Annotated in this window: 18 protein-coding genes; 17 read left to right on the top strand and 1 reads right to left on the bottom strand. The window is 65.5% G+C overall.

What is annotated here, in order from left to right; genetic code table 11:
• Positions 1–21: 21 nt before the first annotated feature.
• The 13 genes from urtC to ACYVHK_RS19495 all read left to right on the top strand — a co-directional run bounded on the left by urtC (position 22) and on the right by ACYVHK_RS19495 (position 9,359).
• A complete protein-coding gene (urtC, locus tag ACYVHK_RS19555; RefSeq protein WP_460535584.1) occupies positions 22–1,188 on the top strand; it encodes an urea ABC transporter permease subunit UrtC in 1,167 nt (388 codons plus the stop codon).
• Positions 1,185–2,012 (top strand): ABC transporter ATP-binding protein, encoded by an 828-nt coding sequence (gene urtD / locus ACYVHK_RS19550; RefSeq protein ID WP_460535582.1) that lies wholly within the window; start codon positions 1,185–1,187, stop codon positions 2,010–2,012. Before urtC ends, urtD begins: the two co-directional genes overlap by 4 nt.
• Positions 2,013–2,015: 3 nt before the next feature.
• Entirely contained in the window at positions 2,016–2,714 is a 699-nt protein-coding gene (gene urtE, locus ACYVHK_RS19545; protein WP_460535580.1) for an ABC transporter ATP-binding protein, read from the top strand.
• A 109-nt stretch (positions 2,715–2,823) separates the two neighbouring features.
• Positions 2,824–3,663, top strand: coding sequence for an urease accessory protein UreD (locus ACYVHK_RS19540; protein ID WP_460535577.1), 840 nt, complete (start codon positions 2,824–2,826; stop codon positions 3,661–3,663).
• Positions 3,664–3,679: 16 nt separating this feature from the next.
• Positions 3,680–3,982 (top strand): urease subunit gamma, encoded by a 303-nt coding sequence (ureA, locus tag ACYVHK_RS19535; RefSeq protein WP_460535575.1) that lies wholly within the window; start codon positions 3,680–3,682, stop codon positions 3,980–3,982.
• Positions 3,983–3,991: 9 nt separating this feature from the next.
• Complete coding sequence (locus ACYVHK_RS19530; protein ID WP_460535573.1) at positions 3,992–4,297, top strand: urease subunit beta; 306 nt, start codon at positions 3,992–3,994, stop codon at positions 4,295–4,297.
• A complete protein-coding gene (ureC, locus tag ACYVHK_RS19525; RefSeq protein WP_460535571.1) occupies positions 4,294–5,994 on the top strand; it encodes an urease subunit alpha in 1,701 nt (566 codons plus the stop codon). Before ACYVHK_RS19530 ends, ureC begins: the two co-directional genes overlap by 4 nt.
• A 9-nt stretch (positions 5,995–6,003) precedes the next feature.
• On the top strand, positions 6,004–6,492 hold the full coding sequence (gene ureE, locus ACYVHK_RS19520) for an urease accessory protein UreE (protein WP_460535569.1): 489 nt from the start codon (positions 6,004–6,006) through the stop codon (positions 6,490–6,492).
• A gap of 3 nt (positions 6,493–6,495) precedes the next feature.
• A complete protein-coding gene (locus tag ACYVHK_RS19515) occupies positions 6,496–7,176 on the top strand; it encodes an urease accessory protein UreF (RefSeq protein WP_460535567.1) in 681 nt (226 codons plus the stop codon).
• Complete coding sequence (locus tag ACYVHK_RS19510; RefSeq protein ID WP_460535565.1) at positions 7,173–7,685, top strand: GNAT family N-acetyltransferase; 513 nt, start codon at positions 7,173–7,175, stop codon at positions 7,683–7,685. Before ACYVHK_RS19515 ends, ACYVHK_RS19510 begins: the two co-directional genes overlap by 4 nt.
• The gene (gene ureG, locus ACYVHK_RS19505) at positions 7,682–8,296 is read left to right on the top strand and encodes an urease accessory protein UreG (protein WP_460535563.1); all 615 of its coding nucleotides are present in this window, start codon (positions 7,682–7,684) and stop codon (positions 8,294–8,296) included. The genes ACYVHK_RS19510 and ureG overlap by 4 nt, the downstream gene beginning before the upstream one ends.
• A 15-nt stretch (positions 8,297–8,311) precedes the next feature.
• Complete coding sequence (locus tag ACYVHK_RS19500; protein WP_460535561.1) at positions 8,312–8,890, top strand: HupE/UreJ family protein; 579 nt, start codon at positions 8,312–8,314, stop codon at positions 8,888–8,890.
• Positions 8,891–8,987: 97 nt separating this feature from the next.
• Complete coding sequence (locus ACYVHK_RS19495; RefSeq protein ID WP_460535558.1) at positions 8,988–9,359, top strand: DUF423 domain-containing protein; 372 nt, start codon at positions 8,988–8,990, stop codon at positions 9,357–9,359.
• A gap of 2 nt (positions 9,360–9,361) precedes the next feature.
• On the opposite strand, the gene ACYVHK_RS19490 is transcribed toward ACYVHK_RS19495, so the two are convergent.
• Entirely contained in the window at positions 9,362–10,546 is a 1,185-nt protein-coding gene (locus tag ACYVHK_RS19490; RefSeq protein WP_460535555.1) for an MFS transporter, read from the bottom strand.
• Positions 10,547–10,731: 185 nt separating this feature from the next.
• On the opposite strand from ACYVHK_RS19490, the gene ACYVHK_RS19485 reads away from it, so the two are divergent.
• The 4 genes from ACYVHK_RS19485 to ACYVHK_RS19470 all read left to right on the top strand — a co-directional run bounded on the left by ACYVHK_RS19485 (position 10,732) and on the right by ACYVHK_RS19470 (position 16,746).
• Positions 10,732–12,519 carry an IucA/IucC family protein gene (locus ACYVHK_RS19485; RefSeq protein WP_460535553.1) on the top strand — a complete coding sequence of 596 codons (1,788 nt, stop codon included), beginning with the start codon at positions 10,732–10,734 and terminating at the stop codon, positions 12,517–12,519.
• Between the two features lie 12 nt (positions 12,520–12,531).
• Complete coding sequence (locus ACYVHK_RS19480) at positions 12,532–13,563, top strand: GNAT family N-acetyltransferase (protein ID WP_460535551.1); 1,032 nt, start codon at positions 12,532–12,534, stop codon at positions 13,561–13,563.
• Positions 13,564–13,568: 5 nt separating this feature from the next.
• Entirely contained in the window at positions 13,569–15,362 is a 1,794-nt protein-coding gene (locus ACYVHK_RS19475) for an IucA/IucC family protein (protein WP_460535549.1), read from the top strand.
• A gap of 76 nt (positions 15,363–15,438) precedes the next feature.
• A complete protein-coding gene (locus ACYVHK_RS19470; RefSeq protein WP_460535546.1) occupies positions 15,439–16,746 on the top strand; it encodes a lysine N(6)-hydroxylase/L-ornithine N(5)-oxygenase family protein in 1,308 nt (435 codons plus the stop codon).
• Positions 16,747–16,939 lie beyond the last annotated feature (193 nt).

Genomic DNA, 16,939 nt, shown 5'->3' with positions numbered 1-16,939 from the left:
CACGCGGAGAGCCACCAGAGCATGAATGCCATTACCCAACCCTTGAGCCCACCCAGCAGCGCGCAGTTGCCCCAACTGGGAGCCGGACCACTCGGCCAGCGTGGCTGGATCACCCTGGTCTTGGCGCTGGCACTGTTCGCGATCGTCCTGCCGGTACTCAACCTCGTGGTGCCGGATGGCAGCCCGCTGCACCTCTCGACCACCACGGTGGCACTGACCGGCAAGATCCTCTGCTACATGATGGTGGCGGTGGCCATGAACCTGATCTGGGGCTACACGGGCATCCTCTCGCTGGGCCATGGCCTGTTCTTTGCGCTGGGTGGCTACGCGATGGGCATGTACCTGATGCGCGCCATCGGCCGCGAGGGGGTGTACCAGAGTGATCTGCCGGATTTCATGGTCTTTCTCGACTGGAAAAGCCTGCCCTGGTACTGGCAGTCCACCGACCAGCTCTGGTACTGCCTGCTGCTGGCCCTGGCGGTGCCGGGCCTGCTGGCGCTGGTGTTCGGCTACTTCGCGTTTCGCTCGCGCATCAAGGGGGTGTACTTCTCCATCATCACCCAGGCCCTGACCTACGCTGCCATGCTGCTGTTCTTCCGGAACGAGACCGGCTTTGGCGGCAATAACGGCTTCACGGATTTCAAGCGTATCGCCGGCTACCCCATCGCCGCGCCCGAGACCCGCATGCTGCTGTGCGCCCTGACCGGCCTCTGCCTGATCGCCCTGGTGCTGTTCTGCCGCTGGTTGATCGGTTCCAAGTTCGGCCGGGTGCTGACCGCTATCCGCGATGCGGAATCGCGCGTCATGTTCTGCGGCTACCAGCCCCTGCACTACAAGCTGGCAATCTGGACCTTCTCGGCCGTGATCTGCGGCCTGGCCGGCGCGCTCTATGTCCCGCAGGTCGGCATCATCAACCCGGGTGAAATGAGCGCCGCCAACTCGATCGAGATTGCGATCTGGGTTGCGGTTGGCGGCAGGGCGACCCTGCTGGGGCCCCTGCTGGGGGCCGGCATCGTGAACGGCGCCAAGAGCCTCTTTACCCAGGCCTTTCCCGAGCTGTGGCTGTTCTTCCTCGGCGGCTTGTTCATTGTCAGTACGCTGTGGCTACCCAATGGCGTGGTCGGCGCGCTGCAGTCCTTGCGCGCCAAGCTGGGCAAACGCGCAGCAGACCCGGGAGCGAGCACATGAGCGAGCTGGCCAACGACAACGTGGCTGACCGGGAAAGCGAGCCGGTGGGTTACGCCCGTCCCCTGGGCGAGGGGGTGGACACCCGCAAGGGACCGATACTCTATCTGGAAGACATCACGGTCAGTTTTGATGGCTTCCGCGCGCTCAACCGGTTGACGCTGACACTCGATGCAGGGGAATTGCGTTGCGTGATCGGCCCCAATGGCGCCGGCAAGACCACCATGATGGATGTGATCACCGGCAAGACCCGGCCCGATACGGGCAAGGCCTTTTTCGGCCAGACCATCGACCTGAGCCGCCTGAACGAACCACAGATCGCCAGTGCCGGCATAGGCCGCAAGTTTCAGAAACCGACGGTATTCGAACCGCTCAATGTGTTCGAGAACCTGGAACTGGCGATGAAGACCGACAAGCGCGCCCGCGCCAGCCTGCGCGCCCGGCTGGGTAGCACCGAACGTGATCGGATTGCCGAGATGCTGGCCCGCGTCAATCTGCTGGAACAGGCCAGGCGGCCTGCCGGGGAGCTGTCGCACGGGCAGAAGCAATGGCTGGAGATCGGCATGCTGTTGATGCAGGAGCCGCAGTTGCTGCTGCTGGACGAGCCGGTCGCCGGGATGACCGACCATGAGACGGCCAAGACGGCCGAGCTGTTCGTCTCGCTGGCCGGCAGCCACACCCTGATGGTGGTGGAGCACGACATGGATTTCGTTGCCCGGCTGGGCGGCCGTGTGACGGTGCTGCACGAGGGTAGCGTACTGGCCGAAGGACCATTGGCGCAGGTGCAGCAGGATGAACGTGTGATCGAAGTCTATCTGGGGCGCTGAGCCATGCTGGAAATCGAAGGACTCAACCAATACTACGGCGGCAGCCATATCCTGCGCGGCATCAGCTTCAACGCGCCGCAGGGCCAGGTCAGCACGCTGCTGGGGCGCAACGGCGTCGGCAAGAGCACGTTGCTCAAGTCCCTGATGGGCCTGGTGCCGGTACGTAGCGGCAAGATACGCTGGCAGGGCGAGGACATCACCCACTGGCCCACCCATCGACGGGTGCGGGCCGGTATTGCCTATGTGCCGCAAGGGCGCGATATCTTTGCCCGGCTGACGGTGGAGGAAAACCTGCGTATGGGTCTCGCCACCCTGGACGGTGCTGCGGCCCGGCGCGTGCCAGACGATATCTACGCCATGTTCCCGGTACTGCGCGACATGCGCCTGCGGCGCGGCGGCGACCTCTCCGGCGGCCAGCAACAACAGCTGGCCATCGGCCGCGCGCTGGCGGCCCGACCCAGACTGTTGATCCTTGACGAGCCGACCGAGGGCATCCAGCCCTCGATCATCAAGGACATCGAGGCGGTGATCCGGCAACTGGCCAGCAGCGGCGAAATGACCATCCTGCTGGTAGAACAGTATTACGATTTTGCCGCCAGCCTGGCCCAGCACTATGCCGTGATGTCCCGCGGCGAGCTGATACGGCAAGGTGATGGGGCGGAGATGCGCGACGATGCGGTGCGCAACCTGCTCGCGATCTGAACCATGCGCCGAACCACGCCCTCCGCAGGCAATGCCTTGCCCACCATAGTCAGTATGCGTTTTTGCGGCTAGACCTCTGCCATCCAGGCGCTAAGCTGATCCCATGCAGATGCAACCACCCCCGATGCTCGCTGGCTGGCGCGCGGAACTGAAGCTCGGTTTCGAGCAGCAGGCCGCGCGTACGGTCTTGCGCCGGCATGGCCAGTTCGGTCCGCTGACCGTACAGAAGCCGCTCTACCCGGAGGGCGACGCGGTCTGCCACGCCATCATCCTGCACCCCCCCGGCGGCATTGCCGGTGGCGATACGCTGGCCGTCGATATCCACGTCGGCCCGGCGGCCCACGCGTTGTTGACCACGCCGGGGGCTGCCAAGTGGTACGGCTCGATCGGCCCCGAGGCCAGCCAGTCCATCCGCCTGACCGTGGAAGACGGTGCTGCACTGGAATGGCTACCGCAGGAAACCATCGTCTTCGATGGTGCGCGGGCTCGCTCCCTGGTGGATATCTGCCTGGCACCCGGCAGCCGCCTGGCCTGGTGGGACATCGTCTGTCTGGGTCGGCCCGCCGCAGGGGAGCGATTCGGCACGGGCCGCTGGCAGCAGACCTTGCGTATCGCCCGGCCAGATCACACGCCCCTGTTCATCGAACGTGGCCAACTGCATGGCGGCGATCGCCTGCTCAATTCGCCGCTGGGTCTCGCTGGACTACCCGTCATGGGGACCTTGCTGCTGAGTGGCGAGCTGGACCGGGATGCCTTGGCCGATATCAGGGCGATGAGCATGCCTGCCGGGGTGCAATTGGGCTGGACCCAGCTCGATGGCCTGCTGGCCTTGCGGGGGTTGGCCCCGCAGGTCGAACCCCTGCGTGCCGCGTTCACGCTTGCCTGGCAAACCCTACGACCGCGTTTACTCCAGCGCCCGGCGACGACGCCGCGCATCTGGCATACCTGAGAACGAGGAAACGATCTTGGAACTGACCCCACGCGAGAAAGACAAGCTGCTGATCTTTACCGCCGGCCTGCTGGCGGAGCGTCGCAAGGCGCGCGGCCTCAAGCTCAATTACCCGGAAGCGGTGGCCTATATCTCGGCCGCCATCCTCGAAGGCGCCCGGGACGGACGCACGGTGGCCGAGCTGATGAGCTACGGCACGACCTTGCTGGGCCGCGAGGACGTCATGGACGGCATCGCCGAGCTGATCCCGGATATCCAGGTGGAAGCGACCTTCCCTGACGGTACCAAGCTCGTGACCGTCCATCACCCGATACCTTAGGAACGCGACATGATCCCTGGTGAAATCGTCATTGCTGAAGGCGAGATCGAACTCAATGTCGGCCGCCGTACCGTGACACTGAACGTGGCCAATACCGGCGACCGGCCCATACAGGTCGGTTCGCACTACCACTTCTTTGAAACCAACGACGCGCTGCAGTTCGATCGCGCCGCCGCCCGTGGCTACCGGCTCAATATCGCCGCTGGCACGGCCGTACGCTTCGAGCCGGGGCAGCACCGTACGGTGGAACTGGTGGAGGTCGCGGGTGACAAGGTGATCCATGGCTTTCAGGCCAGGGTGATGGGGGCGCTATGAAACTGTCGCGGCAAGCCTATGCGGAAATGTTCGGCCCCACGGTGGGCGACAAGGTCAGGCTGGCGGATACCAATCTGTGGCTGGAAGTGGAACAGGATCACACCATCTACGGCGAGGAGGTGAAGTTCGGCGGTGGCAAGGTGATCCGCGACGGCATGGGCCAGAGCCAGCGGCTCGATGCCGAGGTGGCCGACACGGTCATCACCAACGCGCTGATCCTTGACTGGTGGGGCGTGGTCAAGGCCGATGTCGGCCTCAAGCACGGCCGCATCAGCGGCATCGGCAAGGCCGGTAATCCGGACATCCAGCCCGGGGTGACCATCGTGATCGGCGGTGCGACAGAGATCATCGCCGGCGAAGGCATGATCCTGACCGCCGGCGGCATAGACAGCCATATCCACTTCATCTGCCCGCAGCAGATCGAAGAAGCGCTGATGAGCGGGGTGACCACGATGATCGGTGGTGGCACCGGCCCGGCGACCGGCACCAATGCCACGACCGTCACACCTGGCCGTTGGCATATGGCCCGCATGCTGCAGGCTGCGGACAGTTTTCCGATGAACCTGGGCTTTACCGGCAAGGGCAACGTCAGCCTGCCGGAACCCCTGCGCGAACAGGTAGCCGCCGGGGCCATCGGCCTCAAGCTGCATGAGGACTGGGGAACGACGCCTGCCGCCATCGACAACTGCCTGAGCGTCGCGGACGAGATGGATGTGCAGGTTGCCATTCATACCGACACGCTGAACGAGTCGGGTTTCGTCGAGACAACCCTCGCCGCCTTCAAGGGCCGCACCATCCACACCTACCATACCGAGGGTGCCGGCGGCGGCCACGCCCCCGACATCATCAAGGCCTGCGGCGAAGCCAATGTGCTGCCGTCCTCGACCAATCCGACCCGGCCCTACACCGTCAATACCATCGACGAGCATCTCGACATGCTGATGGTTTGCCACCACCTCGACCCGGCGATCGCCGAAGACGTCGCCTTCGCTGAGAGCCGCATCCGGCGCGAGACGATCGCCGCCGAGGACATCCTGCACGACCTGGGTGCCTTCTCCATGCTGTCGTCCGACTCGCAGGCCATGGGCCGGGTCGGCGAAGTCATCATCCGCACCTGGCAGACAGCCGACAAGATGAAAGCCCAGCGTGGCCAGCTCGACGAGGATGTGGCGGGCAACGACAACTACCGGGCCCGTCGTTATATCGCCAAGTACACCATCAATCCGGCGATCACCCATGGCGTCGCCCATGAGGTGGGGTCGATCGAGGTCGGCAAGCTGGCGGACCTGGTGTTGTGGAAGCCGGCCTTCTTTGGCGTCAAGCCCAGCCTGATCCTGAAGGGCGGCATGATCGCCGCCGCCGCGATGGGGGACGCCAATGCCTCCATCCCCACGCCGCAGCCGGTGCACTACCGGCCCATGTTCGGTGCCTTTGGCTCGGCCATGGCCGCGACCTCGCTGACCTTTGTGTCGCAGGCCGCCTTGGCCGCCGGCATCGGCGACACCCTGGGCCTGAAAAAGCGCCTCAGTGCCGTGCAGGGCATACGCCAGCTGCGCAAGGCCGATCTCAAGCTCAACAGCTATTGCCCGCGCATCGAGGTCGACCCGCAGAATTACCTGGTCCGCGCCGACGGCCAGTTGCTGATCTGCGAACCCGCCGACGTGCTGCCCATGGCGCAACGTTACTTCCTGTTTTGAGAGCTGATCATGTGGCTGATTACCGAACGCATACCCGCCCAGACCGAGACCGACGCCGAGCTGGCGCTGCCGTTTGAACTACGCCAGAAAAGCCGGCTGCGCACGCGGCTGGCGAACGGCGAGGAGATAGGCCTGTTCCTCGACCGTGGCGCCGTATTGCGCGGCGGCGACTGCCTACGGGCGGAAGACGGCCGGACCCTGCGCATCGTCGCCAAGGCCGAGGCCGTGATCGAAGTCCGGTGCCGCGACCACCGCGAACTGGTGCGGGCGGCCTACCACCTGGGCAACCGGCATGTGATGCTGGAGGTGGGACAGAACTACCTGCGCCTGCTCGACGACTATGTGCTGCGCGACATGCTGGCCCAACTGGGTGCCGAGCTGCATGCGCTGGAAGCGCCGTTCGAACCGGAGGCCGGGGCCTATGCGGGCACGCCGCATTCGCACGGCGACAGCGAGTTCGTGCGCAAGCCGCGCATCCATGATTTTGCCAAGGGCTGAGCGATGCAGACCGTCGCCCTGCTGCAGCTATTGCGCCTGGCCAGCCCTGCGCTGCCTGTCGGCGCCTACAGCTATTCGCAGGGGCTGGAATGGGCCATCGAATCCGGCACGGTCAAGGATGCCACCGGTGCGGAGCGCTGGATCAGCGACCTGCTGCAGTTGAACCTGGCCCATTACGAAGTGCCACTGCTGTCTGCGCTGATGGCCGCCTGGCAAACCCGTGCCGATGCGGAGGCCTGGCGACTGAACCGAGAATATCTCGCCAGCCGTGAGTCCGCCGAGCTGCGGGCCGAGACGCTGCAGATGGGTTACTCGATGCAGCAGTTGCTGGCACGCCTGCCCGATCTTTCGCCGGTGGCGCGCGAGCAGGCAGCCGCGCTTGCCTCGCCCTGCTGGCCCAGCCTGTACGCGCTGGCGGCCAGTGATTGGGGTATCCCCCCCGAACAAGCGCTGACCGCCTATCTGTGGAGTTGGCTGGAAAACCAGGTGATGGTGCTGATGAAGGCGCTGCCGCTCGGTCAGGTTGCCGGCCAGACCCTGCTGTCGCGGCTGATGCCGCAAGCCGGCGAGGTCGCCTGCCGGGCCGGCCTGCTGCCGGAAGCTCACTGGCACAACCTGGCACCCGGCTTTGCCCTGGCCAGTTGCCACCACGAATCCCAATACAGCCGATTGTTCCGCTCATGACCCCCACCACCTACACCCTGCGCCCCTATGCCGAGGCTGACCTGCCGGCCATGCTCAATGTCATCTGCAGCGCGTTCGCCCAGTACGCAGGCCGGCTGGACCCACCGTCGAGCGCCGAACGCAAGACCATCGAGGTGGTCCGCGCCGAACTGGCGCACGCCCAAGCCATCGTCGCCGAGCAGGCAGGCGAAGTGGTGGGTTGTGTCTTCCTGCGTCGCAAGCAGCAGGAGGTCTATCTGGATCGCCTGTCGGTACTGCCTGGCTGCCGCGGCCAGGGCATAGGCCACGCCTTGCTGGCAGCGGTGGAAGCGTGGGCGCTGGCCCAGGGCGCCAGCGCAACCTGCCTGTCGGTGCGGCTCGTCCTGGAAGCCCAGCAGGCTTACTACCGCCAGCGCGGCTATCAGCACGCCAGCTTCGGCACGCACGAAGGCTATCTGCTTCCCACCTATCGCAATATGCGCAAGCCCTTGATCCCCGTGGCGGCGCCCATCGAGGAAATCCATCCATGAACAAGACTCCCCTGCGCGTCGGCATCGGCGGCCCGGTCGGCTCCGGCAAGACCGCCCTCACGTTGGCGCTGTGCCGCGCCTTGCGTGACAAGTACGAGGTGGCCGCCGTCACCAACGATATCTACACCCAGGAAGACGCCGCCTTCCTGGTCAAGAACGATGCCTTGCCGCCAGAACGCATCCTGGGCGTGGAAACCGGCGGCTGCCCCCATACCGCCATCCGGGAAGACGCCTCCATCAACCTCGAGGCCGTGGCGCGACTGCATGGCCGCTTCCCCGAACTCGACGTGGTGTTTGTCGAATCCGGCGGCGACAACCTGGCGGCGACCTTCAGCCCCGAACTCTCGGATTTCACCATCTACGTGATCGACGTGGCGGCCGGCGAGAAGATCCCCCGCAAGGGCGGCCCGGGCATCTGCAAGTCCGACCTGCTGGTGATCAACAAGATCGACCTCGCACCGCACGTGGGGGCCTCGCTGGAAGTGATGGAGGTCGACGCCCGCAAGATGCGAGGCGAGCGCCCCTTTATCTTCAGCAACCTGAAGATCGGTCACGGCCTGGCCGAAATCATCCACACCATCGAAACCCGCGGCATGCTGGTCGCACAATAAAATCGGGAGCAATGCATGACATCCAGTATCCACCGTTGGCTGCCAGTCCTGTTGGCTGGCGTTTGCGCCCTCCCCTCCTTCGCCCACAGCGGGGGCGATCATGTGCATGGTTTTGTCGCCGGATTCAGCCACCCGCTATTGGGCTGGGACCATCTGCTTGCCATGTTTGCCGTGGGGGTCTGGTCAGCCCAGCAGGGAGGCCGGCATATCTGGGCCTTGCCATTGAGCTTTGTCGCGACCATGGCGATCGGCGGCACGCTCGGCATGGCCGGCTTGACGCTCGGGTTCACCGAGACGGCCATCGCCGTCAGTGTCATCGCCTTCGGTCTGTTGATCACCCTGGCACGTACGCTGCCGACCTGGCTCGGCGCCGTCGCCTGCGGTCTGGCTGCGCTGACGCACGGCATTGCCCATGGTGGCGAATTGCCCCATGACAGCAGCCCCTGGGGCTACGCTGCCGGCTTTCTGTTCGCCACGGCGGGCCTGCATCTGGCCGGCCTCCTGTTTGGCCACATCGCGCGCGGCCAGGGCCGTTGGCAACGGGGCTTCGGCGTCCTGGCCAGCCTGGCGGGCGGTTATCTGCTGCTGGCCTGATCATCGGCCGTATCCAGCTCGGAGCCGGTCGCCGACGGCTGCAAACGCGCAGGCTTTCGCGTAGCCTGCGCGTTTTGCATACACAGGCCTCTCTTCCATGCATCGTCCCTGGCTCATCCTTGCCGCACTCGGCGGCTTTACCGGCGTCGCACTCGGCGCCTTTGCCGCGCATGGCCTGAAAGCCACGCTGACCCCGGCCTATCTGGAGGTCTTCCAGACGGGTGTGCACTACCAGATGCTGCACAGCCTGGCCTTGCTGGGTCTGGCGGCGCTGGCCAGCCATCTGGGTACGTTGGGGCGTTGGGCTGGCCGCTGCTTTACCGTGGGTACGCTCTTGTTTTCCGGCAGTCTTTACCTGCTGGTGCTGACGGGTACACCCAAGCTCGGCATGGTGACGCCGCTCGGTGGCCTGTTGCTGCTGGCGGGCTGGGCGTGCCTGCTGGCGGCCGGTTGGCGGCACCGCACGTGATGCTAGTCCGCGCTACGCCGCGGTAGCGACAGCGTCGTCGCCGCGATCAGCACACCCAAGCCCAGGGTCGCTGTCAGCCAGAATGGCGCGGGCGCCCACCAGCCGAACAGCAAGCCGGCCAGACTGGCAGCCAGCGAGAAACCCACCGTGTGGGCCGCAGCGAGTACGCCAGCCACCCGCGACTGGCCTGGCTGGCCGGTCGCCAGCGAAGCCAGCGTGGTGTAGGTCGGGACCAGCAGCGCCGCCGCTGTCCCCAGGGCGATAAAGCCCAGCCAGACAAGCAGGATCGATTGAGCCAGCGCAAACAGCAGCCCTGCCAACACCATGGCAAGGCCACCGGCCAGCAAGAGGCCGCGCCCGGCCTTGCAGCGTGGTACCAGCCAGAGTTGCAGCACCATCACCACCACCGCGCTCGCGGTCAGCATCCAGCCGAGTTGGGCGGAAGCCGCCGTCGCATCCAGGCCGAAGCGCAGGGCGAGTGATGGCCCGATGGTGTATTGCACTTGCCCCAGTGCCATCTGCATGGCCAGCGCGAAGCCCAGCCAGATGCCTAGCGGGCGCCAATCGAAACGGACCTTGGTCCTGGCGGCGGAAGATGCCGTCGGGGTCGTTGCCAGCGGCAGCACCAGCAGCGCAGGCCAGGCCGCCAGGGCGACCAGCCAGAGCGGCCCCTGCGGGCTCAGCCACAGGCTGGCCGCCGCCAGGGCGGGGCCGAGCAGGCGGCCGAGCGTAAGCCCGGCGGAGAACCGCGACAGGGAACCCAGCCTGTGCTCGGCGGCGGTTAGGTCGGCAAGCCAGGCCTGGCAAGTGGGGACCAGCCCCGATACGGTCAGGCCATAGATCACCCGGCCCAGCAGCAAGACCTCTCCTTGCGCCGCCCAGGACGAACCCTGGCCCATCTGCCACAGCAGCAAGCCATGGCTGAGCGCAAATCCCGCGAGCGCCACCGCCACGACGCAACGTCGACCCAGGCGGTCGGACAGGCGGCTCCAGAGCGGTGCACCCAGCAAGAACAGGGCGGACCCAACCGCGAAAGCCGCCGTGATCCGGCCGAGGCTCAGGCCGGTCTGCTGCATCAGCAGCGGCAGGAAGGTGAACAGTGTCGTCTGTCCCAGCCCCATCACCAGTGCGGCGATCGCCAGCACCAGCTGCGTCCTGCCATCTGCCTTGCCTGCCCGTTCCGGCACGGCTGGCGCTATTCCCGCCGCCAAAGTGCTACTGCTTGCACTCGTCAATTTCGCTCCCGATATCGTGTTTTGCCGCCACGTTGGCATGGCGGCCGCATTGTAATGATCGAACGCTTGTTTGCAAATAAGAATCATAATCGTTTAGGCTTAAAAAGCATGCCGATTGCATGACATCAGGAGGAAAGATGGACAACCACAATATCCGCAGCGAAGTCGCTTCGCTCGCGGCATTCATGAACGCCTTGTGGCGGGAATGGCCACAGGCCCAGCGGCAGCAAGCCGGAGATGGTGCCCTGCACGGTCAGGGAGGTGCACTCTGCCTGCCGCTCACCCGTCCCGCCGGCACGCTGATCGTGCCCTTGCAGCACTTTTCGCCCGCCGGCCGTCATCGCTTCGAGGGCAGCCTGCATTTTGCGCCCAGCCAGGGAGCCGCATTCCGCCTCGACTTTGCCCAGGCGGTCGCGCTACTGGCTGGTGAACCAACGCTGGCCCCAGGCACCTGCGACACAGCCCGACGTCTGTTCCTGCGCCGGGTGCTCGACAGCGCGGCCAATCTGCTGGCAGCCGAATCCAGCCGCCGCACCGAGCTGGCCGCACTGGCCTGGCCGGCTGCGGACTACCTGGCCGCCGAACAGGGCCTGGTCTACGGTCATGCCGTCCACCCCACACCCAAGAGCCGCGATGAATTCACGCCCGCCGACCTGGCCCGCTACAGCCCGGAGTTCGGCGGCCGGACGCCGCTCGCCTGGTTTGCCGTACGCGGCGAGGCACTCTGGACCACCGATGTTGGCGCGGTACCAGCGATGGCGCAGCTTGACGCCCTGGTCGCCAGCGACCCTGCGCTCGCCACGATGGCGGCCGACTATCCCGTCAGCAACGGCTGGCATTGGCTACCGGTCCATCCCTGGCAGGCACAGGTACTGCGACAGACCGCCACCTACCGGTACTGGCGCGAACGCAACGCCCTGGTGGACCTGGGCGAGATCGGTACCGACTGGTTCCCGACTTCCTCGCTGCGCACGGTCTACGCGCCGCATGCGCCGGCCATGCTCAAGTTCTCGCTGTCGGTGCGCCTGACCAACTCCAAGCGCGTGCTGCAATTGGCCGAGGTCAGCCGTGGCCGACTGATCCACGGTGCGTTTGCCAGCCAACTGGGTCGCGACCTGCAGCAGCGCTGCCCCAGCCTGGGCATCCTGCATGAGAGCGCCGCGCTGGCGCTGCTGACGCCTGACGGCGAGCCACTGGCGGAGAGTTTTGTCATCTTCCGCGACAATCCCTTCCCGCCCGGCACCACCGCCTACGTCATGGCGACCTTCTGCCAGGATGGCGTGGACGGTGCGCCGTCCATGGCCACCCGGTTGATCCACTCCCTCGCCCAGCAACAGCAGCGTCCGTCCGCCGAGGTGGCCATCGAATGGTTCGACCGCTTCCTGGCGGTAGCGCTGAAACCGTTCCTGATCGCCCAGGCCGACTACGGCTTTTTGTTCAGCGCCCATCAGCAGAACACCGTGCTGTCACTCGAAGACGGCTGGCCGGCAGGATTCTGGTTCCGTGATTGCCAGGGTACGACCTTCCGTACCGAGACCATCGCCGCGCTGGCGAACGAGGTGCCCGGCATCGAGGCGGCCAGCGAGCTGGCGTTTGACGAGCCGATGACCAACCGGCTGTTTGGCTACTACCTGATCGTCAACAACGTGCTGAACCTGGTGGCCACGCTGGGCGCAGACGGCGTGGTCGCCGAAGCCACGCTGGCGGCCCGTATGCGGACCTTCCTGCAGGGCTTGCGTAGCGAACCGCTGAAGTACCCGCATTTCATCGATTACCTGCTGGATTCGCCCGAGCTGATGAGCAAGGGCAATTTCATGATCTGTTTTGCCGATCTGAATGAAACGACACAGCCGGAAGGCTCCTTCCGCTCCTATGTGCCGCTGTCCAACCCCATTGCCGTCAAGCCGGCCCAGCCCGTCCACTGAGAGATATCTGCCATGAGCACCTACATCCTGACCCTGCCCAATGGCCGCGAGGCCCGCGCCCAGCGCCTGGACGACCGCTACATCCTGCTGATCAGCAACGAGATCATCGCCCAGTTCACCGTGACCCAGACCAGCCCGGAACAGATCCGCTTGAGTGGCGACCTGCCGCTGGAACCGCATCCCAAGGCCCTGTTGTCGCTGTTGGCCGAGCTGTTCTGCCATCAGCCCGGCCTGCAGCAAGTCACGCTGGAACTGGTCTGCACCCGCGACTTCGCGGTCGCCGCCGTGCGTGCCGGCATCGCCGCGGAAAAGCATGCCGAGGCCGGCGCCTGGCAGTTGCGCTGCGATCGCATGACCTTCTGGCAGCAACCCGACCTGTGGCTGACCACACCGAGTTCGGCCGGCATCGCCCTGCAGTACGTGATGACCGGAGAGAAGCGCCACCCGCGCCGCGCGCCCAAGCCGCACGGCGTGGTCTACCGTCGCTACCTGCCATCGCTGGACAGCACCTTCACGCTGCGGGTGGCGGAAACTGCCCGCGATATCGATGCCTTCCATGACTGGATGAACCAGGATCGCGTGCACCGCTTCTGGGAGCTGGCAGGTGATCGCGAATCGCACGCGACCTATCTGCAGGCGCAGATCGACGACCCCAAGGTGTTGCCGCTGATCGGTGAATTCGACGGTGAGCCCTTTGCCTACTTCGAGACCTACTGGGCGAAGGAGGACCGGCTGGCGCCGTACTACGACGTGCAGGATTTCGACCGGGGCTGCCATGTGCTGGTCGGCAACAGCCGCCACCGCGGCCCCGCCAAGGTCGTGGTCTGGATGCGGGCGGTCAGCCACTACCTGTTCCTGGACGACCCTCGCACCCAGCGCATCGTCGGCGAACCGCGTGTCGACAATGCCCGCTTCATTGCCTACCTGCAGAGCCAGGGCTTCGGCAAGCTCAAGGAGTTCAACTTCCCGCACAAGCGGGCCGCCATGGTGGTGCTCGAGCGCGAAGCATTCGCCGAACAATACGGCCCGTGGGGTGAGGAATGAACACCATGACGACGCAGCATCTGCAGGATGCGGCCAAGGAGACCGATGCCTCGCTCTGGCAACTGGCCAATCGAAGGATGATAGAAAAGGCCTTGTCCGAGCTCAGCTACGAAGGCGTAATCGAACCGGAAAGCACGCCGGGTGCCGCGCGTGACAAGACTGTGTTCAGCCTGCCTTCCGCCGCTGGCGGCTACCGCTGGCTCGGCAGGCTCAACCGCTGGGGGCAGCCGGTCATCGTGACGGGCAGCGTCGTCAGGATCAGTGACGGCCAGCCGCCGCTCGATACGGCGGCCATGCTGGCCGACATCCTGGCACCGCTGGCGCTGCCTCCGGTGACCCTGGCCAACTACCTGCGGGAGACACTCAATACGCTCTCGGCCGATGTGCAGATGCTGGCCGCGCGGCGTGGTTTGTCGGCCCGGGACTGGCTGGCCTTGCCGGGCGACAGGCTGCAGAGCCTGCTCGACGGCCATCCCAAGGCCATACCATCCAAAGGCCGGGTTGGTTGGAGCCAGGACGACAACCGACGCTATGGACCGGAGCTGGCACCCGCCTTCCGCGTGCACTGGCTGGCAGTCCATCGCTCGCTGGCCCAGCCCGTTTGCGCGCCAGGCTGGGACGGTGACCGCTTGCTGGCGGCCAGTTGCGACGAAGCCGAGCGCACCCGCCTGCGCGCCCTGCTGGAAGCGACGAGCCGCGAGGCCGGCCAATACTGGCTGCTGCCGGTCCATCCCTGGCAGTGGCAAGGCATGATCGCCACGCAGTTTGCCGACCTGCTGGCCAGTGGCCAACTGATCTCGCTGGGCGAGGCGGGCGACCGCTACACGCCACAGCAATCGCTGCGCACGCTCAGCAATGTCGACCGGCCCACGCAACCCAATCTGAAGTTGCCGCTGACCATCCTCAACACCTCGGCCTACCGGGGCCTGCCGGCGCGTTACCTGGCCATCACGCCGGCCTTGTCCGACTGGTTGCAGGTGCTGCTGGCGCAGGACCCGTTGCTGGTGCAATGCCGTACCCAAGCCTTGGCCGAACCCGCTACCGCCTTTGTGCCCCATCCGCTCTACCACGCCCTGCCCGGCGTACCCTACCAGCTTGACGAGATGCTGGGCGCGGTCTGGCGTGATAGCACCGAAGCGCATCGCGGCAGCGAACAGCGCATCCTGATGGCGGCGGTGCTGCAGCAGCAGGACGACGCCGGCCAGCCGCTGGTCGTGGCGCTGATCCGGGCCTCGGGCCTCGATGCGCGCAGCTGGCTTATCCAGCTGTTCGACATGGCCGTGGTGCCGCTCTACCACCTGCAGGCGCGCTATGGCCTGGGCTTTATCGCCCATGGTCAGAACCTGATGCTGCGTTTCGAGAACGAGATTCCGGCCGGCGTCCTGCTCAAGGACTACCAGGGCGACCTGTTCCGCAGCGAATCGGACTGGGCCCAGCCAGAGGGCTTGGCCACCTCGGTGTGGCACGCCCTGCCGACCATGCCGTCGCCCTATCTGGTCCACAACCTGTGGACCGGCCTGTTCGCGAGCGTGTTCCGCTTCATGGCGTCGCAACTGGAAACGGCGGATGTCCTGGCCGAGGATCAGTTCTACGCCTTGCTGGCCGAGCGGTTGCAGCGCTACCAGGCCGACCACCCGGCCCTGGCAGCGCGGTTCGCCGAACTCGACCTGTTCGCCCCGACCATGCCGCGGCTGTCGCTCAACCGGGCGCGATTCGCCGCCGGCTATGCCGATACGGCCAGCCGCCCCATTCATGCACTTGGGCCCGCGTTGCCCAACCCGCTGCTGTTCGCGCCATAAACCTAAACAGGCGATCGGCCAGTCCATCGGTCGTTCGCCCATGAACCTGCGATTCACGTTCCAGGAGGAAGCAATCATGTCCCAGCAACTCGACGTCGCCGGCATCGGTGCCGGCCCTTTCAATCTCAGCGTTGCCGCTCTGCTGGCACCGCTGGACCATATCCGCAGCGCCTTTTTCGACAAGCGCGAACATTTCGACTGGCACCCCGGCATGATGCTGGCGGGTGCCAAGCTGCAAACCTCTTTCCTGAAGGACCTGGTCACCGCGGCTGATCCCACCAGTGCCTATTCCTTCCTCGCCTACCTGGTGGCCCACCGGCGTTTCTACCGCTTTATCAATGCCGAGTTCAGCCATGTGGAGCGACGTGAATTTGCCGACTACCTGAAGTGGGTGGCGGAGAAGCTGCCCAATCTGCGCCTGAACCATGAGGTGCAAGAGGTCGGCTTCAGCGACGGCCACTTCCGACTGCGCTTCGCCCAGGGCGAGGCCCAAGCCAGGCATCTGGTGGTGGCGACCGGCACGACGCCGCGCATCCCGGAATGGGCCCGCGCCCATCACCATCCCCGCTGCCTGCATACCCACCGCTACCTGGCCAAGGTGCCGGACGTGCGGGGGCTGCGGGTGGCCGTGATCGGCGGTGGTCAGAGCGGCGCCGAGGTCGTGCTGGACCTGTTGTCCGGCCAGCGTGGCGAGGCGGCATCCATCAGTTGGCTATCCCGCCGGCAAACGCTGGAAGCGCTGGAAGAGACACCGTTCTCGAACGAGTTCTTCACCCCCAGCTATGTCGATGCCTTCCATCGCCTGCCAATGGCGCGCAAGCCCGCCATTGTCGAGCGGCAGAAGCTGGCTGGCGACGGTATCTCGCCCGAGACGCTGAAGCAGCTCTATCAGACCCTCTATACCGATGGCTTTCTGACAGGGACTGCGCAAAAGCTGCGCATCCTGCCGCACCGCGAAGTCCAGGCCATGGATACCCATGCGGCGGGTGGCTGGTCGCTGGCGGCACACAACGGCTTCGACGGCCGCACCGACCGCATCGATGCCGACGTGGTCATCCTCGCCACCGGCTACCTGACCAAGCTGCCGGGCTGCCTGGAACCCCTGCACGACCGGCTCGACCTCGACCCGGAAGGACGTTTCCTGCTGCAACGGGATTTCTCGGTAGGTTGGGATGGTCCGACCCAGCATCGCATCTATGTGCAGAACGGTGGTCGCTACAGCCATGGCATCGCCGACCCGCAACTGAGCCTGGCCGCCTGGCGCGGTGCCACCATCGTCAATTCCTTGCTCGGTGAAGCGCGCTATGCGACCGGCGACGCACCGTTGCCGATTGAATGGGCAACCCATACAGCCAAGGACGTTGCGCTGGAAAAAGCCGCCTGACCGGTGAACTGCGGGCTGGCGGTGGCGTCATCGCGCCGCTGCCGGCCCAGTCCTTGGCGACCACGGGAACCTACCGCCCCGCTGCCACTCCCTTACCCGCCCGGCGAAAACTTCATCAGTTTGAAACACCCCGCTCTTGAAATGGGTACTGAGCGCCCATATCATTAGCACTCGTTAGCAGAGAGTGCTAACA

The organism is Chitinimonas naiadis, from assembly GCF_054780835.1.
This window is presented reverse-complemented; position numbering and strand designations above follow the sequence as displayed.